22 protein-coding genes are annotated in these 26,481 nt (G+C 74.9%); 13 read left to right on the plus strand and 9 right to left on the minus strand.

Going from position 1 to position 26,481, the window contains the following annotated elements:
• The first annotated feature begins 105 nt into the window (after positions 1-105).
• Positions 106-243 (plus strand): hypothetical protein, encoded by a 138-nt coding sequence (locus ACSNN7_RS14605; protein WP_436681296.1) that lies wholly within the window; start codon positions 106-108, stop codon positions 241-243.
• A 118-nt stretch (positions 244-361) separates the two neighbouring features.
• On the opposite strand, the gene ACSNN7_RS14610 is transcribed toward ACSNN7_RS14605, so the two are convergent.
• On the minus strand, positions 362-1,555 hold the full coding sequence (locus ACSNN7_RS14610; RefSeq protein ID WP_436681297.1) for a hypothetical protein: 1,194 nt from the start codon (positions 1,553-1,555) through the stop codon (positions 362-364).
• A 231-nt stretch (positions 1,556-1,786) separates the two neighbouring features.
• On the opposite strand from ACSNN7_RS14610, the gene ACSNN7_RS14615 reads away from it, so the two are divergent.
• Positions 1,787-3,691 (plus strand): hypothetical protein, encoded by a 1,905-nt coding sequence (locus tag ACSNN7_RS14615; RefSeq protein ID WP_436681328.1) that lies wholly within the window; start codon positions 1,787-1,789, stop codon positions 3,689-3,691.
• A gap of 67 nt (positions 3,692-3,758) precedes the next feature.
• Here the strand turns inward: ACSNN7_RS14615 and ACSNN7_RS14620 are convergent, their stop codons facing one another.
• On the minus strand, positions 3,759-5,645 hold the full coding sequence (locus ACSNN7_RS14620; RefSeq protein WP_436681298.1) for a hypothetical protein: 1,887 nt from the start codon (positions 5,643-5,645) through the stop codon (positions 3,759-3,761).
• 96 nt (positions 5,646-5,741) lie between these two features.
• Between ACSNN7_RS14620 and ACSNN7_RS14625 the strand changes: the two genes are divergently transcribed.
• Both ACSNN7_RS14625 and ACSNN7_RS14630 read left to right on the plus strand, forming a co-directional pair.
• On the plus strand, positions 5,742-7,025 hold the full coding sequence (locus tag ACSNN7_RS14625; RefSeq protein ID WP_436681299.1) for an outer membrane protein assembly factor BamB family protein: 1,284 nt from the start codon (positions 5,742-5,744) through the stop codon (positions 7,023-7,025).
• The gene (locus ACSNN7_RS14630) at positions 7,022-8,299 is read left to right on the plus strand and encodes an outer membrane protein assembly factor BamB family protein (protein ID WP_436681300.1); all 1,278 of its coding nucleotides are present in this window, start codon (positions 7,022-7,024) and stop codon (positions 8,297-8,299) included. The genes ACSNN7_RS14625 and ACSNN7_RS14630 overlap by 4 nt, the downstream gene beginning before the upstream one ends.
• Here ACSNN7_RS14630 and ACSNN7_RS14635 read toward each other — a convergent pair whose 3' ends face one another.
• The gene (locus ACSNN7_RS14635) at positions 8,300-9,523 is read right to left on the minus strand and encodes a C39 family peptidase (RefSeq protein ID WP_436681301.1); all 1,224 of its coding nucleotides are present in this window, start codon (positions 9,521-9,523) and stop codon (positions 8,300-8,302) included.
• A 136-nt stretch (positions 9,524-9,659) separates the two neighbouring features.
• Between ACSNN7_RS14635 and ACSNN7_RS14640 the strand changes: the two genes are divergently transcribed.
• From ACSNN7_RS14640 to ACSNN7_RS14655, 4 genes are all read left to right on the plus strand, one after another.
• The gene (locus ACSNN7_RS14640; RefSeq protein ID WP_436681302.1) at positions 9,660-10,328 is read left to right on the plus strand and encodes a response regulator transcription factor; all 669 of its coding nucleotides are present in this window, start codon (positions 9,660-9,662) and stop codon (positions 10,326-10,328) included.
• A complete protein-coding gene (locus tag ACSNN7_RS14645; protein ID WP_436681303.1) occupies positions 10,325-11,539 on the plus strand; it encodes a sensor histidine kinase in 1,215 nt (404 codons plus the stop codon). Before ACSNN7_RS14640 ends, ACSNN7_RS14645 begins: the two co-directional genes overlap by 4 nt.
• 34 nt (positions 11,540-11,573) lie before the next feature.
• Complete coding sequence (locus ACSNN7_RS14650; RefSeq protein WP_436681304.1) at positions 11,574-12,494, plus strand: AEC family transporter; 921 nt, start codon at positions 11,574-11,576, stop codon at positions 12,492-12,494.
• Between the two features lie 165 nt (positions 12,495-12,659).
• Positions 12,660-13,046, plus strand: a complete 387-nt coding sequence (locus ACSNN7_RS14655; protein ID WP_436681305.1) for a VOC family protein — start codon at positions 12,660-12,662, stop codon at positions 13,044-13,046.
• Positions 13,047-13,100: 54 nt separating this feature from the next.
• Here ACSNN7_RS14655 and ACSNN7_RS14660 read toward each other — a convergent pair whose 3' ends face one another.
• From ACSNN7_RS14660 to ACSNN7_RS14680, 5 genes are all read right to left on the minus strand, one after another.
• Entirely contained in the window at positions 13,101-13,853 is a 753-nt protein-coding gene (locus ACSNN7_RS14660; protein WP_436681306.1) for a hypothetical protein, read from the minus strand.
• Between the two features lie 168 nt (positions 13,854-14,021).
• A complete protein-coding gene (locus tag ACSNN7_RS14665) occupies positions 14,022-15,008 on the minus strand; it encodes a hypothetical protein (RefSeq protein WP_436681307.1) in 987 nt (328 codons plus the stop codon).
• A gap of 199 nt (positions 15,009-15,207) precedes the next feature.
• Positions 15,208-17,277: a 3-hydroxyacyl-CoA dehydrogenase NAD-binding domain-containing protein gene (locus tag ACSNN7_RS14670; protein WP_436681308.1), complete on the minus strand. Its 2,070-nt coding sequence runs from the start codon at positions 17,275-17,277 to the stop codon at positions 15,208-15,210.
• Complete coding sequence (locus tag ACSNN7_RS14675; RefSeq protein ID WP_436681309.1) at positions 17,274-18,467, minus strand: thiolase family protein; 1,194 nt, start codon at positions 18,465-18,467, stop codon at positions 17,274-17,276. The genes ACSNN7_RS14670 and ACSNN7_RS14675 overlap by 4 nt, the downstream gene beginning before the upstream one ends.
• 246 nt (positions 18,468-18,713) lie before the next feature.
• A complete protein-coding gene (locus tag ACSNN7_RS14680; protein WP_436681311.1) occupies positions 18,714-20,021 on the minus strand; it encodes a ribonuclease D in 1,308 nt (435 codons plus the stop codon).
• Between the two features lie 193 nt (positions 20,022-20,214).
• Here ACSNN7_RS14680 and ACSNN7_RS14685 point away from each other — a divergent pair, with 193 nt between their 5' ends.
• Positions 20,215-21,381, plus strand: a complete 1,167-nt coding sequence (locus ACSNN7_RS14685; protein WP_436681312.1) for a S1C family serine protease — start codon at positions 20,215-20,217, stop codon at positions 21,379-21,381.
• A gap of 163 nt (positions 21,382-21,544) precedes the next feature.
• The gene (locus ACSNN7_RS14690) at positions 21,545-22,381 is read left to right on the plus strand and encodes a hypothetical protein (protein ID WP_436681313.1); all 837 of its coding nucleotides are present in this window, start codon (positions 21,545-21,547) and stop codon (positions 22,379-22,381) included.
• Positions 22,382-22,442: 61 nt separating this feature from the next.
• On the opposite strand, the gene ACSNN7_RS14695 is transcribed toward ACSNN7_RS14690, so the two are convergent.
• Positions 22,443-23,015 (minus strand): DUF3000 domain-containing protein, encoded by a 573-nt coding sequence (locus tag ACSNN7_RS14695; RefSeq protein WP_436681314.1) that lies wholly within the window; start codon positions 23,013-23,015, stop codon positions 22,443-22,445.
• 208 nt (positions 23,016-23,223) lie between these two features.
• On the opposite strand from ACSNN7_RS14695, the gene hemE reads away from it, so the two are divergent.
• The 3 genes from hemE to hemQ are packed head-to-tail and all read left to right on the plus strand — an operon-like array spanning position 23,224 to position 26,438.
• A complete protein-coding gene (gene hemE, locus ACSNN7_RS14700) occupies positions 23,224-24,321 on the plus strand; it encodes a uroporphyrinogen decarboxylase (protein WP_436681315.1) in 1,098 nt (365 codons plus the stop codon).
• A 6-nt stretch (positions 24,322-24,327) separates the two neighbouring features.
• Positions 24,328-25,740 (plus strand): protoporphyrinogen oxidase, encoded by a 1,413-nt coding sequence (gene hemG / locus ACSNN7_RS14705; protein ID WP_436681316.1) that lies wholly within the window; start codon positions 24,328-24,330, stop codon positions 25,738-25,740.
• Positions 25,737-26,438 (plus strand): hydrogen peroxide-dependent heme synthase, encoded by a 702-nt coding sequence (gene hemQ / locus ACSNN7_RS14710; RefSeq protein WP_436681318.1) that lies wholly within the window; start codon positions 25,737-25,739, stop codon positions 26,436-26,438. Before hemG ends, hemQ begins: the two co-directional genes overlap by 4 nt.
• Positions 26,439-26,481 lie beyond the last annotated feature (43 nt).

Here is a 26,481-nt window from a genome sequence, read left to right on the forward strand (position 1 = left end):
GGTGGGCCGGCCGCCGCTACCAATCTGATGTCATCGATGACTCGGTCGGCTGGCGGAGGCTGTCGCCCGCCTCGAGCGGGTCGAGCTGGTTGGCCGGCGCGAGTTGTGGCTCGCCGCCTCGAGCGGATCGAGCTGGTCGGCTGGTGCGAGCCGTCGCTCGCCGCCTCGAGCGGGTCGAGCTGGTCGGCCGGCGCGACCCTCGATGCCGCGGTGCCGGTGCCGGGACGGCACCTGCGGCGCTGAGTCGTTCACGTCATCAGGTTCGTAGGCATGGCGACGGCCGGTCGGGGTACCGGCGACCGGAACCTGCACCAGCGTGGCGAGCGGTCGGCTCCGGCCGACCGGGGCCGGCACGGCCGGGTCAGCGACCGCCGACGGAGCGGTAGTAGGTCTTCTCCGCGCCGGCCAGGCTGAAGGTCTGCTTCGCGGCCGGCATCGGCACCACCGCCAGGCCGGGACGGTCCACCAGCCGGGGCGTGCCCGGCGGCGTCGAGAGCGAGGCGTCGCGGTTGCCCCGCCAGGTGAGCACCACCAGCGGCTGCCCGGGCACCGGCAGCACGTACGTCTGCAGGGGGTTGGACCGGTCGGCCGGGGACACCACCGGCTCGCCGCCGTCGGCAGGGCGGTAGACCACCGCCGTCATCGGGCCGGCGTCCGTCTCCCAGGTCAGCTGCTCCAGGTCGCCCGGGTCGCCGCCGCCCAGCGCCATCTCGCCGATCGCGCGGACCGTCACCTTCTCCATCGGCCACGACTCGGGCGTCGAGCGGGGTGCGTCCCGGTCGCCGATGCGGCGCGGCATGCTGCCGAAGGGGCCCCGCTCGTCGGCGAGCACGCAGGTGTCCAGCCCGTCCAGGGCCCGGCGGCCCGAGCCGGTCTCGTCCCGGACCAGCGGGTAGCGGGGGTCGACGGTGGCGGTGCCGAGGTCGAGCAGGCGCTCTGCGGCGCGACCGCGCGGCAGAGACTCGGTGGCCCGCAGCGTCGCGGTGACCGGCACGGCCGCGCAGGCCGGCACGGCGACCGGGCGGCTCAGCCCGTCGGTGCGCACCAGCGCCCGGCCGTCCGGCCCGAGCAGCCGCTCCACCCGGCCCGAGGTGAGGTAGCGGCGGCCCTCGGCGAGCTGCACCGGCAGCACGTCGGCGTAGGCGAGGTAACCGGGGTCGGTGTACTCGCTGGCCCGGGTCACGGTGTAGCGGCCGCCGTCGCCGGTGAGCTGCAGCAGCCAGGACGCGCCCTCGCCGGGCACGTCGGCGGCGACCAGGGCCAGCCGGGTGCCGTCGACCTCACCGGAGAAGAGGATGCCCGAGGAGGGCAGGTGGGCGCGGTCGTCGATCGGCGAGCGCCAGGCGCGTACCGCCTCGGTCACCGCCCGCGTGGCGGCGGCGTCCCCGGCGAGCGAGCCGCGCGGCGGCCAGACCGGCAGCGTGCCGTCCAGGCTGTCGTAGCCGACCCGCAGCTCGCGGGTCGACCGGTCGGCGACCGGGCCACAGGCGGTCACGGCCAGCACCATGGTGAGCAGTGCGGTGGCCGTCGTGCCGCGGCGGCGGACTGAAGCCACCTGAACGCCTCCCGATCGCCTCGCCGTCGTTGCCGGAAGCCCACATGGTACGCAATGGTCTCCGCGCACCTCGCGGCCGTGTCCGACGGCCACAAGGGACAGCAACAGCGATTTCGGGCTATTCTCCGGCTCCGGTAGACTCCGCCGACTGTGACGTCTGTCGAGCCCCGTGGCGCCTCCGCACCGGACCCCGACGCCGCCGGGGGCTCCGTCCGCGGCGCCACGGCGACCGTGACCGCGCCCCCTGTCCTCGATCCGCCGGTCGAACAGGTACCGGCCACCGGCGCGCCGGTCGACCGGGCGGCGACCGTGGACGCGCCGGCGCGGGGCGTACCCGACAGGCGGCCGGCGACGGCGGACCGCGACGGTGCGGCGGCGCCCGCGTGGCGGCGGTGGCGCTGGACGTCCCGGCGCAAGGACCTCACCGTCTACGGCATCTTCCTGCTCGCCGCGCTCTGGGTGACCAACCAGATCTGGGTCGACCCGGCCGGTCGGGTCGCCTCGCTCTACAGCAGCGACCCCGCGCAGGTGCAGTTCTTCCTCGCCCACTCGGTGCGGGTGGTGCTGCACGGCGAGTTCCCGTTCTTCACCGACCAGTTCAACTACCCCGACGGCGTCAACCTGATGGCCAATACGGCCGTGCTGGCGCTGGGCATCCCGATGGTGCCGGTCACCCTGCTCTTCGGACCCGCCGTGTCGTTCGTGGTGCTGGTCACCCTCGGCCTGTCCGGCACCGCCGCCGCCTGGTACCACGTGTTCTCCCGGCACCTGGTCCGCCGCCGGCTGGCCGCCGCGGTCGGCGCCTGGTTCTGCGGGTTCTCACCGGCGATGCTGTCGCACGCCAACTGGCACCCGAACATCATCTCCCAGTTCCTGCTGCCGTTCATCGTCTGGCGGGTGATGGTGCTGACCCGCTCCACCCGGCCGGTGCGCGACGGCGCGTTGCTGGCCCTGCTGGTCACCGCGCAGGCGTTCATCAACGAGGAGATCCTGCTCTTCACCGCGCTGGCCTGCGGCGTCTTCCTGACCGCGATGGTGGTGCAGCGGCCCGCGCTGTGGTCGGTGGCCTGGCGTCCCCTGGCCAAGGGGCTGCCGGTGTGCACGCTGCTGGCGGGATCGCTGCTGGCGTACCCGCTCTACATCCAGTTCGCCGGGCCGATGGCGTACCACGGGCTCAGCGACGCGGTCCGCGACTACGGCAACGACATCGCCGCCTTCTTCGCCCCCGGCTCGCCGACCTTCGGCGGCAACGAGCGGGCGAACGTGAACCTGGCGCCGAACTACTCCGAGGAGAACGCCTTCTTCGGCTGGAGCCTGTCGCTGCTCGCCGTCGGCATCGTCGTCTGGCTGCGCCGCGAGGTGCTGGTCCGGGCGCTCGCCGCGACCGGGTTCTTCTTCGCCGTGCTCTCCCTCGGCGAGCGGGTGTCCTGGTGGGACCGGAACCTCTTCACCGGCCCGTGGGACCTGCTGGTCCGGCTGCCGCTGCTCGACGCGGTGGTGCCGACCCGGTTCGCCCTGATCACCAGCGTGGTGATCGGCATGCTGCTGGCGCTGGCCGTGCAGCGGGCCTGGACGCTGCGCGGCGCCGAGTGGCGGCACGCCAAGACGGTCACCGTCGCCGCCCTGGTGCTCGCGCTGCTGCCGATCGTGCCGATGCCGCTGAAGGTGACCTCCCGCCCGCCGGTGCCGGCCTTCATCACCGCCGACCGCTGGCGGCAGTACGTGGGCCCGGACCAGACTCTGGTGCCGGTGCCCGTGCCGAGCATGGGCAACACGCACGGCATGCGGTGGGCCGCCTCCACCAACCTCGACTTCAAGATCCCCGGCGGCTACTTCCTCGCCCCGCGCAACGGCAACACCGGTGACCCGGGTCGCTTCGGCGGCCGGCCCAGCGGCATCGGCGAACTGCTCGACGAGGTCGCCACCACCGGGCGCAGCCCCAAGCTCAACGACCGGCAGCGCCGTCGCTGCCTGGACGAGCTGCGCCACTGGAACGCGGCGGTCCTGGTGCTGCCGGTGGGCCACCAGCACGCCGAGCCGCTGCGGCGCACCGTCGAGCAGCTGGTCGGCCCGGCGAAGCGGGAGCTGGACGTCTGGGTGTGGGACGTCCGGCCGCTGACCGCCCGTACCGCCTGACCCCGGCGGTGCCCGGGCCGCCGGCCCGGGCCCGCTCGGCCGACCGGCGGACGCCCGGGCGGCGGCGTCAGCCGACCAGCGGGCGGACGTCCCAGAGCCACACGTCGTCGACCCGCTGCGCCGGCCCGATCAGGCCGGTCATCAGCTCCCGCAGCACCGCCTCGCGCGGGTGGGCGCCGAGCACCACCACCGAAGCCTTCCAGTAGCGCAGGTCCTCCACCGCCTGGCGGCGGTTCTCCTCGGTCAGCGCCGGCACCGTGCCGGTGTCCATCGAGGTGTAGATCAGCGTGCTGGTGGGCCGGTTGGGGGCGCCGAAGACGCCCTCGCCGTCCAGGTTGGGCCCGATGAAGTAGCCGCCCGGCACCGGGAACTCGTGCCCGGTCAGCGCGCTCCAGCGCAGCGTGGGCAGGCCGTGCACGTTGCTCGGGATGGGCACCGGTACCAACGTGCGGCCCGCCGGCACGTACGGGCGCCACCCGCCCGCGGTGATGAAGTGCGGCGGCGGCTCCACCGGCTGCGCCGGCAGCGGGCGCGGAAACAGCGGCAGCACGGCGAGCGTGATCGCCGCGTACCCGACCGGCCGGACCCAGCGCCCCCGGGCCGCCCGGCCGGTGGTCGCCGCCCGGCCGGCGTCGTCGGCCGCCGCGCGGGGCGCGGGCACCCGGGCGCGACCGTAGCCCGCCGCCGCGTCCCAGGCGAGCGCGAGCAGGACGCCGACCGCCGCGACCACCACCAGGGCCAGCCGGGTCGGCATCATCATCTCCACCAGCGGCAGGTCGTCCGGGATGTACGCCCACGGGCCGTCGACCGTCGTCTCCACGCCGTCGAAGCGCACCTTCGGCCCGATCGAGGCGAGGGTGAAGACCAGCACCAGCACACCGGCGATCCGGGCCGGCAGCGAGCGACGCCAGAGCAGCACCAGGGCGGCCAGCGCCACCAGCACCAGCGGCCAGCCGAACCAGGTGTTCTGCTCGGTCAGGCCGATGGTCTTCTCCACCGCCTCGTCACCGGCCACCGTGTCCCGGGCGAAGGTGACGAAGGCCATCAGGTCCTCGCCCCAGTTGTGGAAGACCCCACCCTGCAGGCCGCGGTAGGACTGCGGGCCGTTGAACTGGTACCAGATCGGGTAGGCGGTCAGCAGCAGGGCCAGCCCGCCGCCGACGCCGAGCGCGGCCAGGAAACCGCCCGCCCGGGCCCGCGCCGCGCGCGGCCGCTGCACCGCGTACGTCAGCACCAGCACCAGGCAGGCCAGCGCGGTGAGCAGCAGCATCTCCTCGTTGATGAAGATCTGGTACGCCACCAGCAGCCCCAGCACGATGCCGTCGCGCCGCCACCGGCCCGGCTCGCTGCCCAGTCGCAGCACCCGGACCACGATCACCGGCAGCAGGAAGTTGGAGACGAAGTTCGGCTGCCCGTTGGCGTGGTGCACGATGCCCGGCGCGAAGCCGAGGAAGGCGCCGCTCACGAAGGCCGCCGCCCGCGAGCGCACCAGGTGGCGCGAGAGCATCCAGTACGAGGTGCCCGCGGTCGCGGCCAGCGCGCCGCCCAGGTAGAGCGCGTACGTCACCTGTGGACCGAAGAGGAGGGTGACCGGGGCCAGCGGCAGGGTCATGCCCAGCAGTGAGGTGTTGGCCATCATGTTCACCCCGTCCGGGGCGTTCTGCCGGGCGCTGAAGAGCGGATTCTCCAGGTGCCGCACCGAGTACGCCCCGTGCGAGAAGAGCCACTCGAACCAGCTGTGGTCGGTCGGCAGGTGCGACGAGACCCGGTGCTGCACGTCCACCCAGTAGTTCAGGCACACGAAAACACCGAGCAGCACATAGGCTCCGATGGCCAGCATGTCGGCCCGGCTCGGGCGCCGACGGGGCCGCCCTGGCGGGTCGGCCGCGACGGGCTCGACCGTCTCGGGCGCGGACGTCGGGTTCAACGAGGGATCTACCACCGGCACAGCCACGACGGGCCATCGTACAGGCGGTGACGCGTCGTGCCCGCCGGGCCGGTGGGGCGTCCCGCAGGGTGCGCCGGCGGCCGGCGGTCGGGGAGGTCGGACGTGGCGCTGATCGATCTGGGTGACGTCCGCGAGGAGCCGGTGCCGGCCCGGCGTCCGCCACGCGACGCCGGCCGCCCGGCCCGGGTGGCGGCCGCGCTCGTGCTCACCCTCGTCTCGCTGGCCGGGGCGGCCCCGACGACGCCGCCGACCAGCTTCACCGTGCCGGCCCGGCCGTCCACGAGGGCCCTGCTCCAGGACGACCGGCTCTTCCTGGTGGAGCCGGTCGACGGCCCGGGCGGGCAGGGCGGGGGATTGACCGCGTACGCCGTGCCGGCAACCGGGCGGGGTGCGCTCGCTCCGCTGTGGCGGGTGCCGCTGCCGCCCTCGCGCAATGCCGACGCCCTCTCCGTCCACCGGGACGTGGTGCTGGTCACCGGGGACGTGTCGGAGGACGGGCCGGGCACCATTTTCGCGTTCGACGTGGCCACCGGGCGGCTGCGGTGGCAGCGGCCGGGTGGCGAGGTCCTGCCGGCCGGGGATGCGCTGCTCACCGTGGAGGGCGGTGGTGCGGAGCCGGGGCGGGTCAGCTCCGTCGACCCGGGCACCGGTCTCCTCGCCTGGTCGGTGCCGACGTCGGTGCACGCCGGCTACCGCTACGGGCCCGACGGGGTGGACCGGATCGTGGTCGGTCTCCCCTCCGGGCAGATCGAGGTCCGGGACGCCCGCAGCGGGGCGCAGCTGCGCAGCGCCCACCTCAACCCCGGCGAACTCCCGGTGCACCACCGGAGCCAGCCCGTCGGCGACCTGCTGCTGGTGGTCCGGGACCAGGCCGCCCTCGTCACCGCCTACGGGCTGGACGGGCTGGAGCGCCGCTGGGAGATCCGGCTGGGGCTGGTGGCCTACTTCAACACCTGCGGACCGTTGCTCTGCGCGTACGGGCAGACCGGCGGCATGTGGGCGCTGGACCCCGCCAGCGGTGCCGTCCGGTGGCGCGCCACCCGCTGGAACGGCAACGGGCCGGCGCAGGGCGGCCGGGTGCCGGTCACCGGGCCGGGCACCGGGAGCCAGGACGCGTTGGCGATCCTCGACACGGCCACCGGCGAGGTCGTCGACGACCTGGGCGACTGGGACCTGATCGGGGGGCATCCGACCGAGGGCCGGCTGATCGGGGCGCGGCGGGACGGCGACGACCGGCTGACGGTGGCCGAAGTGGACGTGGCCGGTGGCCGGACCCGCACCCTCGACGTGCTCGCCGACGTCAGCGGCGACTGCCAGACCGCCGGGCGGCTGCTGGTCTGCCGCCGGGTCGGCGGCAGCTACGGGATCTGGAGGCTGGAACGGTGACCGTCATCGACCTGGGCGAGCTGGGGCGCGCCGACGAACAGACCCCGTCGCCGCGACCACCCCGGTCGGGGGGCCGCCCGCTGCGTCTCGCGCTGGTCGCCCTGCTGGCCCTGCTGAGCCTGGCCGGGGCGGTGCCCGGGCCGCGGCCGCCGGTCCGGCTGGCCGTGCCGGCCGGTCCCGAACCCGGTCAGCTCCTCTCCGACCTGCTCGTGCGCGCCGTGCCGACCTCCGCCGCGTCCGCCCGGGAACTCGTCGCCGTGGGGCTCGCCGACGGGCGGGTCCGCTGGCGGTCACCGCTGCCGGCCGGGCACCAACTGGCGCTGGTGGACGAGGTGGGCGGGAACGTGGTGGTCACCTCGGACCCGGGCGGCGAGCCGGAGTCCGCGCTGCTCGACCACGACAGCGGGCGGGTGCGGTGGCGCCAGCCCGGGGTCGCGGTGCCGACCCGTGACGGCGGCCTGCTGCTGGAGAAGATGGAGCCCGACCGGATCAGGGTGCGGGGCGTCGACCCCGGCTCCGGGGCGGTGCGCTGGTCGGCCACCGCCGGCGCGGGCACGCTCGGATACCGGTACGACGACCGGGGCGTCGCGCAGGTCGTCCTGATCACGAACGCCGGCCGGGTCGAGGTGCGGGACTCGGACACGGGTCGGCTGGGCAGCGCCTTCCAGGTCCCGCCGGCGCGTGGCCCGGCGGCGGACTACACCCAGGTCGCCGGGGACGTGCTGCTGACCGACGGCGGTCCGGGCCAGGTTGCCGCCTACGACCTCGACACCGGGGACCTGCGGTGGCGGACACCGGTGGACCCGGCCAATCCGTTCGCGCGGGCCTGCGGCGGCGGGATCTGCGTGGCGCAGGGCGACACCGGGACCCGGGTGCTCGACCCGAGCACCGGGCGGGTGCGCTGGACCGACGACCGGTGGTCCCCCGCCTGGCCGCTCGGCGACCAACTGCTGGCGATCGGCTCGGGTCCGGGCGGGGACAGGGAAAGCTTCGCGCTGCTCGACCCCGCCACCGGCCGGATGCGCGTCGAACTGGGGCCGTGGCAGCCGATCAGCACCGAGGTCGCCGGCGGGCGGCTGGTCGAGGGGCGGATGCTGACGGTCCGGCCGCTCTCCGGCGGCCGGATGCTCCTGGGCGAGCTGGACCTCGGCACGGGTGAGGTGCGCCCCCTCGACGTGCTGCCCGGCGGCTGGGACTTCTGCACCCACCGGGGTCGCGCCGTCACCTGCTGGGGAGCGAAGAGTGAACTGGGGCTGTGGCGGCTGCCCGGCTGATCACCAGTTCCGCTGGGCCGGCGGCGCGGGCAGCGGCACCGACGCCGGGTGCACCACGTACGCCGCCCCGCCGCTGCCCTCCTGCCAGGCCGCCTCGAAGCGGGCCCGGTCCACGGTCCGGCGTACCGACGCGTCGTCGGGGGCGTACGGGTCGTTGAGCACCGGGTCGCCGCCGTCGGTGAAGCCGACCAGCACCATCAGGTGCCCCCGGGTGTCGTAGTCCAGCCCGGGCACCTCGCCGGCGCGGAACGCCGCGGAGACCACCAGCGGTACGCCGGCGGCCACGAACGCCTCCGCCTCGGTCAGCGAGCGCAGCCGGGTGACGAACGCCTCCACTCCGTGCAGGCCGGCGTACGCGGTGTTGAACGCCCAGTTGCCGGCCCCGGCGTACGCGTGGTCGTAGCAGTGCCGGGCGGCGTGCACCACGACCGGGCGGGGGCCGGGCGGCGCCACCCAGGCGTACCGGTCGGCCGCCGGCCCGGCGCCCCAGTAGTCCAGCACCATCGAGGTGCAGGTGGGGCTGCACCAGGAGTCACCGCCGCCGCCCCAGCGCGACTCGCCCGCGGTGTGCCGGCGCTGGGAGTAGCGCGGCACGTCCAGCACGACGCCCCACGCGCCCGGCACCCCCACCGGCCCGGCGGTCCGCCCCGCGGTCGGCTCGGTGGCCGGTCCAATGTCCGGCCCGTCCACCGGTGAAGCGGTCACGCGGGGGATCGGGCCGGAGGCGACCGCGCCGACCGTGCGCAGCAGCGGGCCGGCCGTCGCACCCACCGGGCGCAGCAGGGTCACCCGGACCTGCCAGCCGGTCACCGTGGCCGCCCCGACCACCAGCGTGTCGCAGTCCACCCGGGCGTGCGGGTCGCGCTGCCCCGGCACCGAGGTGCGCCGTACCGTCTCCTCGCCCTCGGCCCAGCGAGCCAGCGCGTACCAGGCGGTGGTGGGGACGTCCGCGTGCCAGCCGCGCAGCTCCACCTCGACCCAGCAGCCCGGCGGCGTCCGCGCCGTCCAGGAGGGCACCACCTCGGCCACGGCGAAGCCGGCCGGCACCGGGGGAGCGGTCCAGCTACCGGCCTCGTACGTCGCGCCGTCGTGCGCGCGCCGGTCGACCGGGTCGGCCAGCTCCAGGCCGCCGGCGGTGGCCCGGACCCCGACGCCGGTGCCGAGGCGCGCGTCGGCGGTGAGGCGGAAGCCCCGGTAGGCGATGTGCCTCCCGACCGGTGTCACGGTCACTCCCCTGCCTCTGCGTAGATCGGTGCCGAAAGCATTCCGTACTCCGGAGCTTTCATGCAACGGCTGCGGTGGGCGACGGCTGTTTGGCGGCCGGCACTAGGTTGACGGGCAGGTCGGCGAGGAGGTCGGGATGCGGGTGCTGGTGGTCGAGGACGAGCGGAACCTCGCCGACGCGATCGCGCGGGGGCTGCGCAAGCGCGGCATGGCGGTCGACGTGGCGTACGACGGCGACGCCGGCCACGAGGCCGCCTTCGTCACCCGGTACGACGTGGTGGTCCTCGACCGGGACCTGCCGGGTGTGCACGGCGACCAGATCTGCGCGGACCTGGCCGCCTCCGGCACGCTGACCCGGGTGCTGATGCTGACCGCCAGCGACAGCGTCGCCGACCGGGTGGAGGGTCTCGGCCTGGGCGCCGACGACTACCTGCCCAAGCCGTTCGCCTTCGACGAGCTGGTCGCCCGGGTGCAGGCGCTCGGCCGGCGAGCCACCCCCGCCGCCCCGCCGGTGCTGGCGGTGGGCGACGTGGTGATCGACCCGGCCCGGCGGGTGGTCACCCGGGCCGGTACGCCGGTCGACCTGACGAACAAGGAGTTCGGCGTCCTCTGCGAGCTGGTCAAGGCGCGCGGCGCGGTGGTCTCCAGCGAGGAACTGCTGGAGCGGGTCTGGGACGCCAACACCGATCCCTTCACCACCATCGTCCGGGTCACCGTGATGACCCTGCGCAAGAAGCTCGGCGACCCACCGCTGATCGAGACGGTCGTCGGCGCGGGCTACCGCACGGCCGAGGTGGCCGCGTGAGCGCGCGGCTGCGGCCGACCCTGCGGCTGCGGTTGACCCTGCTCAACGGGGTGCTGCTGGTCGGCGCCGGGGCGGTGCTGGTGGTGCTGGCCTGGCTGCTGGTCCGCGACGCGCTGCGTCCGAGCGACGAGCTGCGGCCGGGCACCACCGTGCTGCTGGCCGACGGCCGGACGCTGGACGCGGCCGAATGGCAGCGCCAGCTGGTCGACGCCGCCTCGCAGGAGCTGCTGCTGAAGGGCCTCGTCGCGCTGCTGGCGATCAGCGTGGTCGGGGTGGCCGGGGCGTACCTGGTGGCCGGCCGGGCGCTGCGCCCGCTGCACCAGGTGACCGCCACCGCGCAGCGGCTCGGCGAGGCCACCCTCGACCAGCGGATCGGCTGGTCCGGGGCGGACGACGAGGTGGCCGAGCTGGCTCGCACGTTCGACGCGATGCTGGACCGGATAGCCGCCGCGTTCGAGTCGCAGAGGCGCTTCGTCGCCAACGCCTCGCACGAGCTGCGCACACCGCTGGCGGTGATGCGTACCGAGATCGACGTGACGCTCAGCGACGAGGACGCCGACACCGCCGAGTACCGCCGGATGGCCACCGTGGTGCGCGACGCCTCGGAGCGGGCCAACGGCCTGGTGGACGCGCTGCTGGTGCTGGCCCGCAGCGAGGCGCAGATCGGTCGCCGGCTGGCCCGGCGCACCGAGTTCGACCTGGCCACCGGCACATCCAACGCGCTGTCCGCGATGGCCCGGGAGGTGGAGCGGATCGGGTTGCGGGTGCAGACCTCGCTCCGGCCCGCCCCGGTGGTCGGCGACCCCGGGCTGCTGGACCGGCTGGCCGGCAACCTGATCGAGAACGCGGTCCGCTACAACCATCTGCACGGGCAGCTCTGGGTCCGTACCGACACCGACGGGCGCACCTCCCGGCTGGTGGTGGGGAACACCGGGTTCGAGGTGGACCAGGCCGACGTGCCGGGGCTGTTCGAGCCGTTCCGGCGGGGCGGGCGCGAGCGGACCGGGGCGCGTGGCTCCGGGCTGGGGCTCTCCATCGTCCGGGCGGTCTGCGACGCCCACGGGGGCACCGTGACGGTGCTCGCCCGCTCCGGCGGCGGCCTGGAGGTGATGGTGGCCCTGCCGGCCGCCGACGTCGACTGCCCGGCGACCGGGGCCCGCCCTGGTGGCGGCGCGCCGGCCGTCCGGTCGGAGGCGCACCGGAGGCGGTGACGCCGGCCCGGCCGGCCGGCCGTACGCTGCCCGCGTGCTCGCCGCCTTCGTACCCATCTGGGTGCTCACCGGGCTCGGCTGGGTGACCGGACGACGCCGGCTGCTGGGCGGGGAGGCCGAGCGGGTGCTCGGCGGCTTCGTCTTCCACCTGGCGATGCCCGCCGCGCTCTTCACGGCGCTGTCCCGGACCCGGCTGGACGTGCACCCGCCCGCCCTCGGCGCCTTCGCGACGAGCACCGCCGTCACCATGGCGCTGGCGTTCCTGCTCTGCCTGGTGGTGCGCCGGCGTGACGGCGGCGAGGCGACGATCGGGGCGATGGCGGCCGGCTACGTCAACTCGGCCAACCTGGGCATCCCGGTGGCGCTCCAGGTGCTGGGCGACGCGACCTTCCTCACCGGGGTGCTGCTCTTCCAGGTGCTGGTGGTCACCCCGGTGGTCCTGATCCTGCTGGACCGGTCCGCCGGGCGGACCTGGCGGCCCGGGCGGCTGCTGACCCTGCCGCTGCGTAACCCGGTGATCGCGGCACCGGCTCTCGGTGCCGCGTGCGCGGCCCTGCACTGGCAACCGCCGGACGTGCTCGGCGCGCCGCTCGCCCTGCTCGGCGCAGCAGCCGTGCCGACCGCGCTGGTCGCGCTCGGGCTCTCGCTCACCGCCGGGGCGCGTGCCGGCGACGCACCGCCGCGTCCCGCTGGGGAGCGCACCGAGGTGGCCTTGCTGTCCGCCCTGAAGCTGCTGGTCCAACCGGTGATCGCCTGGTCGGTCGGCCGGCTCGTCGGCGTCGCGGGGGCGGACCTGCTGGCCCTGGTGGTCTGCGCCGCGCTGCCGACCGCGCAGAACAGCTACGTCTTCGCCCGCGAGTACGGGCGGGCCGAGGCGGTGGCCCGGGAGACGGTGCTGGTGACCACCGCGGGCGCGATGGGGACGCTTGCGGTGATCGGCCTGCTGCTGGGCTGAAACCGGGTTGTCGGCACCGGGACGCCGATGGCAGGATCGGCGGGTCAGCCCGACGGGCGAGAGGGGGTGCGCGATGTCCACCATGATCACTGCCGCGCCCCACCCCGGTCACTGCTGACATCCCACGCACCCGGGGCGCGTCCATCCATTGCGGAGGAACACACCGTGAGTGCACGGATCCACAACATCGGCATCGACTGCCGCGACACCTACGCCCTGGCCGGATTCTGGTCCCAGGTCTTCGAGTGCCCCCGCCAGCCGGACGACTTCCCTGGTGACTCGGAGGCCATGCTGCTGCCCCCGGGCGGGCCGGAGGTGCTCTTCCTGGCCGTGCCGGAGGAGAAGGTGGTGAAGAACCGCCTGCACCTCGACCTGGAGCCCACCGACCGGACCCGGGACGAGGAGGTGGCGCGGCTGCTCGGCATCGGCGCGGTCCAGGTCGCCGACCATCGCCGGCCGGACGGGGCCGGCTGGGTGGTGCTGGCCGATCCGGAGGGCAACGAGTTCTGCGTGCTGCGCAGCGCCGCCGAGCGGGCCGCCACCGCCGGCTGAGTCGACGAGGGCCCCGTCCACCTCGGTGGACGGGGCCCGGTCACGCCGTACGGGTCAGGACTTCTGCTGGATCTGACCGCGCATGGTGGGCAGTTCGGCGGCGGCCTCGTCACCCGACTTGAAGTAGACGATGATCATGCCGAGGCTGCCCTTGTCGCTCCAGACGCAGACGCCGAGCGGCACGTTGGAGGCCTCGGCGTCGCCGCACTTGGCCTCTCCGCCGAGCGGGCCGGCGGGGACGGTCTTCATCTCGCCGATCTTGACGGCGCTCTGGCCGGCGCCCTTGATGGTGTCGTCCAGCGTCTTCGACGGGTTGGTGTTGATCCCGGAGGCGGCGGCGATCATCACCAGGTCCTTCTTGGCCGCCGTGCCGTAGAACGCGCCGGCGGTGCTGGTGGCGTCCGGAAGGGACTTCTTCAGCTCCGTCTCCAGCTGGGTGGCGCCGTTGAGCAGGGCCGGGTCCGTGGACTTGGCCCGGCCGGCGAGCGTCGCCGGGGCGGCCACCCGGGTCTTGCTGGCGTCCACGGTCTCCTTGACCTCGTCCTTGACCGCGAAGAACGCGATCGCGGCGCCGCCCAGGCAGAGCACCAGCACCACGGCGAGCGAGATCAGCACGATCTTGCCGACGTTGGACTTCTTCTTCGCCGGCGGCAGGTTCGGGTCGCCGTACGGCTGGCCGGCCTGCGCCGGGAAGGCGCCCGGCTGCTGCGGCGCCGGGTAGCCGCCCTGCTGCTGCTCCGGGTACGAGCCGTGGGGCGCGCCGCTGCCCGGCTGCGGGGGATAGGGATTGGACGGCGGCTGCGACATGAGTCTGCTCCAGATAGTCAGGTGAGGACGGGTGATCCTAAGCCAGCCCAGCGCCCGTCCGCTGTCCCGTTGGGACCCGGCTCGACCGGTCGGCCCGGCGGTGGCGGTCGCGGTGGCCGGTGCCGTTCGTACCGGCCGTCCGGCCACCGCGACCTGCGCTTTCCCGCCTCAGGAGCGCTTCTCGACCTGACCGCGGATGGTGGCGAACTCGGCCTTCGCCTTGGCCGCGGAAGAGAAGAACATCACGATCAGGCCGACGCTGCCCTCGTCGGCCCAGGTGCACACCCCGAGCGCGATGCCGGAGCTCTTGCCGGCGCCGCACTTGGCCACGCCCCCGAGCGGGCCCGGGTCGACCGTCGCCATCTTCTTCACGGCCAGCGAGGTGGACAGGCCCTCGACCGCGTCGTCCAGCTCCTTCTCGGGGAAGAGCACCGGCCCGGAGGCGCCGGCCACCATGACCAGGTTCCGCCGGCCCGCGCTGCCGTAGAAGGCACCCACCGCACCGGTCTCGTTGCGTACCCCGCTCTTCATGTCGCGGACCATGTCGTCGGCGATCCGGCGCAGCTGCGGCTCGGTGTTCTTCGACCGGCCGGCCAGCGTCTTCGGGGTGACCAGCCGGATGTTCGGGGCCGGCTCGACCTCCTCCTCCGACGGGGTCGGCTCCGGGGCCGACGTGGCCGGGGCGGCGCGCGAGACGCCGGGGGTGGGGCTGCTGGCCTTCGGGTCCGGGTCGTCGTCGGAGAGGGCGACGTAGGCCAGCCCGCCGCCGCCCGCGCAGAGCACCAGCAGCCCGGCCAGGACCAGCGTCAGGATCAGGCCGAGCCGGGACTTCTTCGCCGGCGGCGGCGCCGGGGGAAGGCCGTACGCCGGGGCGCCGGCGAAGCCGTCCGGCTGCACGCCCGGGTAGCCGCCCGGCTGCGCCTGCGGCTGGACCCCCGCCTGCCCCGACTGGTACGCCGGGTAGGGCTGGGTGGGCTGCGGGCCGGCCGGCGGGTGAGTCCCGTACGCCTGCGTGGCGTCGGGGTGCCCGCCCTGCTGCGGGATCTGCGGCCAGGCCTGCGTCGGCCCGGTGCCCGGGGGCGGCGGCTGGTGCGGGGGCGGGTACGAGCCGGGCTCCGGCTGCGTGGACCAGGGATCGACCGGCGGTGTGGACATGCATCAGCTCCAGGCGAGGATGAGAACGCGTGATCGTAGCGAGCCGTGGGCGTGCTGCGCTGCCCCGCCCGAGTCTGACCGGGCCGCGCAAGTGGCCGCCGTGGCGGGTCCGCGCCGGGGCCGGAGACGACGATCGCGGTGGCCGGCGACGCCCTTGACGGGAGTGCCGACCACCGCGATCGGGGTGCAGCGGAAGGGGTCAGCCGCGCAGGCTGGCGACCCCGCGCGGCAGGAACCGCTTGCCGGTGACCTTCTCGGAGGTGCCGGTCCGGTCCAGGTACGGCGTGACGCCGCCCAGGTGGAACGGCCAGCCGGCGCCGAGGATCATGCACAGGTCGATGTCCTGCGCCTCGGCGACCACGCCCTCGTCGAGCATCAGCCGGATCTCCTGCGCCAGCGCGTCCAGCGCGTTCTGGCGTACCTCCTCGGCGGTCAGCGGCTGGTCGCCGACCACGAGCAGCTTGGCGACCTCGTCGTTGATCTGGTCGTCGACCACGATCGGCTGGCCGGAGTCGGCGATCCGCTTGAGGTTCTCGCTGACCCCGAACCGGTCCGGGAACGCGGCGTGCAGGGTGCCGCCCACGTGGTACGCCACGGCCGGCCCGACCAGCTGGAGCAGGGCGAGCGGGCGCATCGGCAGACCCAGCGGGTCCAGCGCGCTGTTCGCCACGTCCAGCGGGGTGCCCTGGTCGACGGCGGCGAAGACCGTGCCGAGGAAGCGGGTGAGCAGCCGGTTGACCACGAACGCCGGGGCGTCGGAGACCAGCACGGAGGACTTGCGCAGCTGCTTGCCGACCGCGAACGCGGTGGCCAGCGTGGCGTCGTCGGTCCGCTCGCCGCGGACGATCTCCAGCAGCGGCAGCACCGCGACCGGGTTGAAGAAGTGGAAGCCGACGACCCGCTCCGGGTGCTCCAGCTCCTCGGCCATCGCCGTGATCGACAGCGAGGAGGTGTTGGTGGCGAGCACCGCCTCCGGCTTGACGATCTTCTCCAGCTCGGCCCAGACCTGCTTCTTGACGTTCAGGTCCTCGAAGACCGCCTCGATGACGAAGTCGGCGTCGGCGAAGACGCCCTTGTCCACCGAGCCGCTGACCAGGCCGTACAGCTTGGCGGCGGTGCCCTTGTCCATCCGGCCCTTGCTGACGGCCTTCTCGATCTGGGTGTGCACGTAGCCGACGCCCTTGTCCACCCGGGCCTGGTCCAGGTCGGTCATGACGACCGGCACCTGCAGGCGGCGGGCGAAGAGCAGGGCGAGCTGGCTGGCCATCAGGCCGGCGCCGACGATGCCCACCTTGGTGACCGGCCGGGCCAGGCCCTTGTCCGGCGCGCCGGCCGGCCGCTTGGCCCGCCGCTGCACCAGGTCGAAGGCGTACAGGCCGCTGCGCAGCTCCTCGGAGAAGACCAGGTCCGCGAGCGCCTCGTCCTCGGCGGCGGTGCCGGTGGCGAAGTCCGCGTCCTTCGCCGTCTCCAGCAGGTCCAGCGCCTTGTACGCGGCCGGGACCGCGCCGTGCAGCCGCTGGTCCAGGGTCTGCCGGGCGAAGTAGAGCACGCCCGCCCACATGTCCTTGTCGACCTCGGGCCGGGTCACGGTGACCTCGCCCCGCACGACGCCGGCGGCCCACTCCAGCGACCGCTCCAGGAAGTCGGCCGGCTCCAGCAGCACGTCCGCGATGCCCATCTCGGCAGCCTGCTTCGGCTTGAGCATCTTGTTCTGCATCAGCGGGTTCTGGATGATCACCTGGGTCGCCGCCGGGATGCCGATCAGGTTCGGCAGCAGCTGGGTGCCGCCCCAGCCGGGCACCAGGCCGAGGGAGACCTCGGGCAGCGCCAGCGCCGCCGCGCCGCCGGAGAGAGTCCGGTAGTGGCAGTGCAGGGCCAGCTCCAGGCCGCCGCCCATCGCCGCGCCGTTGACGAAGGCGAAGGTGGGGATCGAGCTGTCCTTGAGCCGGGCGAAGACCCGGTGGCCGAGCCGCCCGATCTCCAGCGCCTGCTCGCGGTCGGCCAGCGCCGGCAGGCCGACGATGTCGGCGCCGACGCAGAAGATGTACGGCTTGCCGGTGACCGCGATGAACGCCGGGTCGGCGGCCAGCGCGGCGGTGATCGCCTCGTCCAGGCTGGTCAGACCGGTTGGGCCGAAGGTGTTCGGCTTGGTGTGGTCGAAGCCGTTGTCCAGGGTGATCAGGGCGGCGGGCTTGTCCAGCCCCGGCACCCGTACCGCGCGCAGCAGCGCCTTGGTGACGACCTCGTTCGGTGCGGCGAGCGCGCTCACTTGTTGCCCTCCCAGTGCGGGTTCTCCCAGATCACGGTGCCGCCCATGCCGATGCCGATGCACATGGCGGTGAGGCCGTAGCGGACCTCGGGGTGCTCGGCGAACTGGCGGGCGAGCTGGGTCATCAGCCGTACGCCCGAGGAGGCGAGCGGGTGACCGATGGCGATCGCCCCGCCCCACGGGTTGACCCGCGGGTCGTCGTCGGCGATGCCGAAGTGGTCGAGGAAGGCGAGCACCTGCACGGCGAACGCCTCGTTCAGCTCGAACAGGCCGATGTCGGCGATGGTGAGGCCGGCGATGCGCAGGGCCTTCTCCGTCGACGGGATCGGGCCGACGCCCATCACCTCGGGCTCGACGCCCACGAAGCCGTACGACACCAGCCGCATGGCGACCGGCAGGCCCAGCTCGCGCGCGGTGGCCTCGTCGGCGAGCAGGCTGGCCGTGGCGCCGTCGTTCAGGCCGGCCGCGTTGCCCGCGGTGACCTTCCCGTGCGGGCGGAACGGCGTCTTCAAGGTGGCGAGCTTCTCCAGCGAGGTCTCCCGGGGAGCCTCGTCGGTGGTGGCCAGGCCCCAGCCGCCGTCGGCGTCGCGGATCGCAACCGGCACCAGGTCGTCCTGGAGCTTGCCGTTGGCGTACGCCTTGGCGGTCTTCTGCTGCGAGGCGAGCGCGAACGCGTCGGTGCGCTCCTTGGTGATCTGCGGGACCCGGTCGTGCAGGTTCTCCGCGGTGGCGCCCATGACCAGGGCGGACGGGTCGACCAGCTTCTCCGCGATGATCCGCGGGTTGGGGTCGACGCCCTCACCCATCGGGTGCCGGCCCATGTGCTCGACGCCGCCGGCGATGGCGATGTCGTACGCGCCCATGGCGATGCCGCCGGCGACGGCGGTGACGGCGGTCATCGCGCCGGCGCACATCCGGTCGATGGCGAAGCCGGGCACGGTCTTGGGCAGCCCGGCCAGCAGGGCGGCGGTGCGGCCGATGGTCAGACCCTGGTCGCCGATCTGGGTGGTGGCGGCGATGGCCACCTCCTCGACCCGCTCCGGCGGCAGCTGCGGGTTTCGGCGCAGCAGCTCACGGATGCAGCGGATCACCAGGTCGTCGGCGCGGGTGTTGGCGTACATGCCACCCGCCTTGCCGAACGGGGTACGGACGCCGTCGACGAAGACGACATCCCGAACTTCACGGGGCACTTGGAGCCTCCTTTTCGACCATAATTCGACCTCCGCGCCGAGAGGCGCACTACGGACCGAATGAAGGTCGCCGGCACGGGCGTGTTCCCCCGGATGCTACTCGCCAGTAACCAACGCCGACAGCACCCCTCGTGTGGTCAAGCCCACACCCGTACGCCGCTGCGGACGCGCGGGCCGGCACGGTGGCGCCCCGGCCCGTCGAGGGGCGGGGGCGGCCACTTCAAAATCAACGACGCCGGGCCGGCGTCAGGGGGTGGCGAGGGCCTCGGTGAGGCCGGCGACCAGGAGGGTGAGCTGCCACTCGCGGGCGCCGTAGCCGCGCAGGGTCTCGGCGACGGTGGCCTCGGTGATCTCCTCCGGCGGGAGCCACGCCAGGCGGCGTACCGAGTCGGGGGCGATCAGGTTCTCCGGGGGCAGGTTGTGCTCCCCGGCCACCCGGACCACCACCTCGCGGCAGCGGGCCAACCGGCCGGCAGCCACCGGGTCCCGCTCCGCCCAGCGGTGCGGCGGTGGCGGTCCCTCCACCGCCGGGGTCACCGGCAGCGCGTCCTCCGGCAGTTGCCGGGCGTCGTCCAGCGCCGCCAGCCAGGTGCGGGCCAGCCGGCGGACCGAGCGGCCACCGAACCCGGGCAGGGTCAGCAGGGTCTTCTCGTCCTTCGGGTCCAGCTCGGCGGCGGCGACGATCGCCGAGTCCGGCAGCACCCGGCCCGGGGCGGCGTCCCGCCGGGCGGCGATCTGGTCCCGGGCGTACCAGAGGGAACGGACCCGGGCCTGGGCCCGCGCCCCGCGTACCCGGTGGATGCCCGAGGTCCGCCGCCACGGCTCGGCGCGTACCCGGGGCGGGCGGGCGCCGGTGCGGATCAGCGCGGCGAACTCCTCCGCCGCCCACTCCGACTTGCCCTGCCGCTTCAGCTCCTCGTCGAGGGCGTCGCGGAGGTCGACCAGCATCTCCACGTCGAGGGCGGCGTAGGTCAGCCAGGACTCGGGCAGCGGCCGGCTGGACCAGTCCGCCGCCGAGTGGTGCTTCTCCAGCGTGTAGCCGAGTAGCTGTTCGGTGAGGGCGGCCAGGCCGACCCGCTCGAAGTTGGCCAGCCGGGCGGCCAGTTCGGTGTCGAAGAGCCGGCGTGGGCGCAGCCCCACCTCGGCCAGGCAGGCCAGGTCCTGGCTGGCGGCGTGCAGCACCCACTCCGCCCCGCCGATCGCCTCGTCCAGCGCGGTCAGGTCGGGCAGCGGCAGCGGGTCGATCAGCGCCGTACCGGCGCCCTCCCGGCGCAGCTGCACCAGGTAGGCACGCTGGCTGTAGCGGTAGCCGGAGGCGCGTTCGGCGTCCAGGGCCACCGGGCCGTGGCCGTCGGCGAAACGGGCCACGACCTCGTCGAGTGCGCTCGGGGTGGCCACCGGCTGAGGCGTGCCGTCGCGGGGAGCGGTCAGCGGCACGGGGCCGCCGCTGGGCTGGTCGGTCCCCACGTCCTCCGGCTCCGGCGCGGCCGAGGGCTGGGCGTCTCCCGTACGGCTTTCGGCGGCCCGACGGCGCAGGGGTGGTTCGTCGGTCACCTGACAACCCTAGTGCGCGGCGCGATCCGGTGTGCGCAGCCGGTCCGTCGTGTGTCGCCGGGGCGGCCGGCAGGTGTCGCGAAAGGCCGGACAACGGGGGAGACAAAGCGCGTACGCGCAGGTACGGTCCATCGAGCCTCGCGCCGGTCGAGGTGGCGCCACACGGGGGCGACGGGGAAGGGCGGGGGCCATCATGACGGCTGGGTACGGCCCGGGCGGCGGGGTACCGGCGCCGGGCACGGAAGAGCGCGGGCCGCAGGCGGCCGGCGACGACCGCCCCGGACCGCTGGCACCCCGGATCGAACGCCCCTGGCCGTCGGCGTACCCGCCGCCGGGCGCACCCGGCCAGCCGGCCCCGCCGCCGGTGCCCGACCCCAGGCAGCCCGGCCTCCCGGGACAGCCGGCCGACGTCGCGCCGGCCGGGGCCTACCCGCCGCCCGGCGGCACCTGGTCGCCCCCGCCGCAGGCCGGGCAGTGGAGCGCCGCGACCCCCGCCGCGCCGGCCTACCCGGGCGCACCCGGGCCGTTCCCCGGCCCCTTTCCACCCGGGGCGATGCCGCCGCCCGCCCCGCCGGCCCCGCACCGGGGCCGTGGCCTCACCGTGGCCGCCCTCGGGCTGGCGGGCCTGCTGGCGGTGGTCACGGGCGTCCAGGCGTACCAGATCGACCGGCTCTCCGACCGCGTCGCCGCCACCGACGGCCGGCTCGCCGCAGCCCGCGACGGTGCCGAGGTCCGGCTCGACGGCCTCGAACAGCGGGCCGGGGCGCTGGAGAAGCAGGCCGGCGCCGCCTTCAACCCGGAGGCCATCGCCAGCGCCGTGCTGCCCAGCGTCTTCCGCGTCCGGGCGGGCCAGTTCACCGGCACCGCCTTCGTCGTCGGCAAGCCCGTCGCCGGGGGCGCGGCGAACCTGTTCACCAACTTCCACGTGGTCGAGTCGGTCTGGGAGAGCGGCGGTCGGCAGGTCTTCCTGGAGCGGACCGACCAGCGCTTCCCGGCCACCATCGTCAAGGTCGACAAGGACAACGACATCGCCCACCTGCGGGCCACCGGCAGGTTCACCGGCCTGACCACCGCGCCCAGCCCGGTGAAGTCCGGGCAGCAGATCGTCGTGGTCGGCGCCCCGCTCGGGCTGGCGGACAGCGTCACCACCGGTGTGGTGAGCGCCTTCCGCAAGGACGAGGACGGCTCCGGACAGGTGATCCAGTTCGACGCACCGATCAATCCCGGCAACTCGGGCGGGCCGGTGATCAACGGCGCGAAACAGGTCGTCGGCATCGCCACGGCCAAGGCCCGCGACGCCGAGGGCATCGGGCTCGCCGTGCCGATCAAGACCGCCTGCGACGGCTTCCGGATCTGCTGATCCCCGCTTCCGGGCCGGCGCTGCGCCGGCCCGGCCGCACCGCCCCTGCTTCCGGCCGGCCGTTCCCGGCCGGCCCCGCCGACGCCCTGTCGGCCATCGACCCGACTCGTCCCCGGTCCGTCGCGGCGCATCGCGGCAGACCAGTCACCTGGAGGAAGAACAGATGTCCCAGCCACCGACCGGGCCGGAGGGCTTCCGGCCGGCATACCCGCCCCAGCCGCCGACCGCCCCGGATCCGCAGTCGCCGGCGGCTCCGCACGCCGGCGACCAGCCGGCCGCCGCCGCGCCGCACCCGGGCGGGCCGGTCTCCGCACCCCCGGTTCCCGGCCAGTACGCGCCCGCCCCGCCGGCCTCCGGTCCCATGTACGGCCAGCCGACGCCGGCCCCGCCGGTCTCCGGACCTGGGTACGGCCAGCCGATGTCGGCCCCGCCGGTCTACGGGCAGCCGATGTCGGCCCCGCCCGTGTCCGGGCCCGCCTACGGGCAGCCGATGTCGGCCCCGCCGGTCTCCGGGCCCGCCTACGGGCAGCCGATGTCGGCGCCGCCCGGGTCGGCGGCCCCGTTCGGCGTGCCCGCCCCGGGTGCCGGCGCGGGCCGGAAGGTGCTGATCCTGGCCGTCGTGGCCGGGCTGCTCTTCGTGCTCAGCGGCGTGATGACCGGCCTGTTCGTCGTCAAGAGCAGCGAGCTGGCCAGCACCGAGCGGCGGCTCTCGGGCCAGGTGAGCGAGCGGGACGGCACCATCGCCGCCAACACCAAGGAGATGGAGAAGCTCCGGGCCGACCTGCAGGGCGCCCAGGACAAGCTGGCGGACACCGAGCAGGACCTCACCGGCACCCGCAACGACCGCGACGAGCAGGCCCGGCAGAAGAAGGTCATCGCCACCTGCCTGGACAAGCTGACCACGGCGCTCGGCGCGGCCGCGGCCGGCAACCGCAGCGCCTTCGAGAAGGCCAGCAAGGGCATGAACAAGGTCTGCGACGAGGCCGAGAACTACCTCTGAGCGCCTCGCCCGGGGTCAGGGCCTGGGTCAAAGTCCTCGACCGAGGACTTTGACCCGGGCGCTAGGCCGCGCCGGCCGGGCGGCGCTCGGAAAGCGCCGTCACCCCGGGCGGCGGCAGCCCCGCCGTCGAGGCGAGCAGGGCACACCAGGCCTGCAGGTGCGGGGCCAGGTCGTCGCCGAGCGGGGTCCAGGACGCCCGGATCTCGACGTCCCCGGCGGCGGGCGGGCCGGCCAGCTCGCCGAACCGGGTCGACATGGTCTGGGTGACCGTGCCGCCGGCCGCCCGGTAGCGCGCGTCGTGCGCCTCCAGGGCGTCGACCAGCCAGGTCCAGCCCACCCCGGGCAGCAGCGGGTCGGCGGCCAGGTCGACCTCCAGCTCGGCGGTGACGTAGGTGACCAGCCGCAGGGTGCCCTGCCACGCCTCGTGCCCGGCCGGGTCGTGCAGCAGGATCAGCCGCCCGGTGGCCACCTCGTCGGAGTCGCGCAGCACGGCGGCGGAGAGCGCGAACGCGTACGGGGCGAGCCGCTGGGGGGCGCCGACCTCCTCCAGTGCGATCTCCGCCCGAGGGGTCACCGACCGCAGCCCGGCGACCGCGCGGGCGAAGGTCTCCGGGAGCGCGATCGGGGGGGCCATGACCGGCAGCCTATGCCGCGCCCCGCCCGCCCGCGCGGACGGCGCGCCGAACGCCGGGGCCGTGGCGGTGGGCCGGAGCCGGGTGGCGGGGTGGGCGCCCGGCACGATCCGGCCCCTCGGCACCAGGGCCGGACGGCCAGGCGGACGCGGGTCACAAAAGGCGGCGGTGCCCGCTGGGGTCGTCCCCGCGCGTGGCACGATTGCCGCGATGACCACCGACACCACGGGCACTGCCGCCCGAGACGGAGAACCCCGCCCCGGGGGACCGGCCGACTCGCCCTTCGTCCGGGCCTGCCGCCGCGAGCCCGTCCCGCACACCCCGGTCTGGTTCATGCGCCAGGCCGGCCGGTCGCTGCCGGAGTACCGGGAGATCCGGGCCAACGTGGGGATGCTGGACTCCTGCCGCCGCCCCGACCTGGTCGCGGAGATCACCCTCCAGCCGGTCCGCCGGCACGGGGTCGACGCCGCGATCCTGTTCAGCGACATCGTGGTGCCGGTCGCCGCGGCCGGGGTCGACCTGGACATCGTCCCGGGCACCGGGCCGGTGGTGGCCGAGCCGGTGCGTACCGCCGCCGACGTCGAGCGGATCCGCCCGATCGACCGCGACGACGTGTCCTACGTGGACGAGGCGGTCCGGCTGCTCGTGAAGGAGCTGGGCGACACCCCGCTGATCGGCTTCGCGGGCGCGCCGTTCACCCTCGCCAGCTACCTGGTCGAGGGCGGGCCGTCGCGGACCCACGCGAAGACCAAGGCCCTGATGTACGGCCGGCCGGAGCTCTGGCACGCGCTCTGCGCCCGCCTCGCCGAGGTGACCCTCGCCTTCCTGCGGGTGCAGGTGGCGGCCGGGGTCTCCGCGGTGCAGCTCTTCGACTCCTGGGCCGGGGCGCTCTCCGAGGCCGACTACCGCCGCTACGTGCTGCCGCACTCGGCGGCCGTGCTCTCCGGGCTGGCTGACGCCGGGGTGCCCCGGATCCACTTCGGGGTGGGCACCACCGAACTGCTCGGCGCCATGGGCGAGGCCGGCGCCGACGTGGTCGGCGTGGACTGGCGTACCCCGCTGGACGTCGCCACCCGCCGGATCGGCCCGGACCGGGCGGTGCAGGGCAACCTGGACCCCACCGTGCTGCTCGCCCCCTGGTCGGTGGTGGAGACCGAGGTGCGGCGGATCGTGGAGCAGGGCCGCGCCGCCCCCGGCCACGTGTTCAACCTCGGTCACGGCGTGCTGCCGGAGACCGACCCCGAGGTGCTGACCCGGGTGGTCGCGCTGGTGCACGAGGTGTCCGCGCGCCGGGCCGAGCAGGGCTGAGCCGTCGTGCGGCGGCCGTGGCGGGTGGCGGTGGTCGGCGGCGGGATCGCCGGCCTGGCCGCCGCCGTCCGGTTGCGCGACCGCGCGCCCGCCGGCACCGAGATCACGGTGTACGAGCAGTCCGGTGCGCTCGGCGGCAAGCTGCGCACCGGTGAGCTGGCCGGGCAGCCGGTGGAGTTCGGCGCCGAGTCGTTCCTGATGCGCGACCCGGCCGGCGGGGAGTCCGCCGCCGTCGCGCTGATCCGCCGGCTCGGGCTGGCCGAGCAGATCGTGCACCCCACCGTCGGGCAGGCCGCGCTCGCCGTCGACGGCGGGCTACGCCCGGTGCCGGGCGGCACGCTGGTGGGCGTACCCGGGGATCTGGAGCAGGTGGCGACCGTCGCGCAGCCGGCCGCGGACGCCGACCGCGACGGCGGCCGGCCGCTGCTCGGGCCGGACGAGGACGTCTCGGTCGGGAAGCTGGTCCGGGCCCGCCTCGGCGACGAGGTGGTGGACCGGCTGGTCGACCCGATGCTCGGTGGCGTCTACGCCGGCCGGGCCGACGACCTGTCGCTGGTCACCACCATGCCGGCGCTGGCCCGCGCGGCCCGGGTCGCGCACACCCTCACCGGGGCGGTCCGCGCCGCCCAGGCCGCCGCGCCGCGCGCCCCCGGCGCGCCGGTCTTCGGCACCCTGGCCGGAGGGCTCTCCACCCTGGTCGAGGCCGCCGCGACGGCCAGCGGCGCGACGATCCGGCGGGACGCGGCGGTCCGCGAGCTGACGCCCGTCGTGGGCGGCGGCTGGCGGCTGACCGTCGGCCCGACCCGCGACCCGGAGCTGGTCGAGGCGGACGCGGTGGTGCTCGCCGTTCCTGCCCGGCCCGCCGCCCGGCTGCTCGCCGGGGTCACCCCCGAGGTGGCCACCGCGATCGGCGGGCTCGACTACGCCAGCGTCGCGCTGGTCACCCTGGCACTGCCCCGGCCGGAGCTGCCGACGCTCTCCGGCTTCCTGGTGCCGGCCACCGAGGGCCTGCTGATCAAGGCGTCGACGTTCTTCACCACCAAGTGGGGTCACCTGGCCCGGCCGGACGGCATCGCCCTGGTCCGCGCCTCGGTCGGCCGGTACGGCGAGGAGACGTCCCTGCACCTGGCGGACGCCGACCTGGTGGCCGCCGTGCACCGGGAGCTGTCCGGGGTGCTCGGCGTGGCGCTGCCCGCGCCGCTCGCCAGTCACGTGCAGCGCTGGGGCGGGGCGCTGCCGCAGTACGCCCCGGGCCACCTCGACCGGGTCGCCGCCGCCCGGACGGCGTTGCGCGCCGCCCACCCGACGCTGGTCCTGGTCGGCGCCGGCCTCGACGGGGTCGGCATCCCGGTCTGCGTCCGCTCCGGCGAGACGGCGGCCGGGGAGATCATCGAAGCACTGGGAGGATCGGGTTCATGACCGAGCAGACCAACGCGGCCCGGCTCAGGGAGCTCAACGCGAGCATCCGCTACACGATGTGGTCGGTGTTCCGGGCCACCAGCCCGCTGCCGTCGCTGCGGGAGAACGTCACCGGCGAGGTCGAGGCCCTCCTCGAGGAGCTGGCCGGCAAGGACGTCGTGGTCCGCGGCCTGTACGACGTGGCCGGCCTGCGCGCCGACGCCGACCTGATGATCTGGTGGCACTCCGCCTCCAGCGACGCCCTCCAGGACGCCTACCTGCGGTTGCGCCGCACCACCCTGGGCCGGGCGCTCACCCCGGTCTGGTCGCAGATGGCCCTGCACCGGCCGGCGGAGTTCAACAAGAGCCACATCCCGGCCTTCCTCGCCGACGAGGAGCCCCGGGCCTACGTCTGCGTCTACCCGTTCGTCCGCTCGTACGAGTGGTACCTGCTGCCCGACGCCGAGCGGCGCGAGCTGCTGGCCGAGCACGGCAAGATGGCGCGCGGCTACCCGGACGTGCGGGCCAACACGGTCGCCTCCTTCGCCCTCGGCGACTACGAGTGGATGCTCGCCTTCGAGGCCGACGAGCTGCACCGGATCGTCGACCTGATGCGCGACCTGCGCGCCTCCGGCGCCCGCCGGCACGTGCGCGAGGAGGTCCCGTTCTACACCGGCCGGCGCCGCTCGGTCGCCGAGATCGTCAACTGCCTGGTGTGACGGGCTCGCCGGGATTGCGTACCCCCGGTAACGTGGCAGATCC

Origin of the sequence: Micromonospora sp. URMC 105 (assembly GCF_051386295.1) — a bacterium.
Taxonomy (GTDB): domain Bacteria; phylum Actinomycetota; class Actinomycetes; order Mycobacteriales; family Micromonosporaceae; genus Micromonospora.

Coding starts and splice junctions, on each gene's coding strand:
- ACSNN7_RS14660 (WP_436681306.1), bottom strand. CDS start 13,853: ATGTCGCAGCCGCCGTCCAATCCCTATCCCCCGCAGCCGGGCAGCGGC.
- ACSNN7_RS14685 (WP_436681312.1), top strand. CDS start 20,215: ATGACGGCTGGGTACGGCCCGGGCGGCGGGGTACCGGCGCCGGGCACG.
- ACSNN7_RS14640 (WP_436681302.1), top strand. CDS start 9,660: ATGCGGGTGCTGGTGGTCGAGGACGAGCGGAACCTCGCCGACGCGATC.
- ACSNN7_RS14695 (WP_436681314.1), bottom strand. CDS start 23,015: ATGGCCCCCCCGATCGCGCTCCCGGAGACCTTCGCCCGCGCGGTCGCC.
- ACSNN7_RS14690 (WP_436681313.1), top strand. CDS start 21,545: ATGTCCCAGCCACCGACCGGGCCGGAGGGCTTCCGGCCGGCATACCCG.
- hemQ (WP_436681318.1), top strand. CDS start 25,737: ATGACCGAGCAGACCAACGCGGCCCGGCTCAGGGAGCTCAACGCGAGC.
- ACSNN7_RS14665 (WP_436681307.1), bottom strand. CDS start 15,008: ATGTCCACACCGCCGGTCGATCCCTGGTCCACGCAGCCGGAGCCCGGC.
- hemE (WP_436681315.1), top strand. CDS start 23,224: ATGACCACCGACACCACGGGCACTGCCGCCCGAGACGGAGAACCCCGC.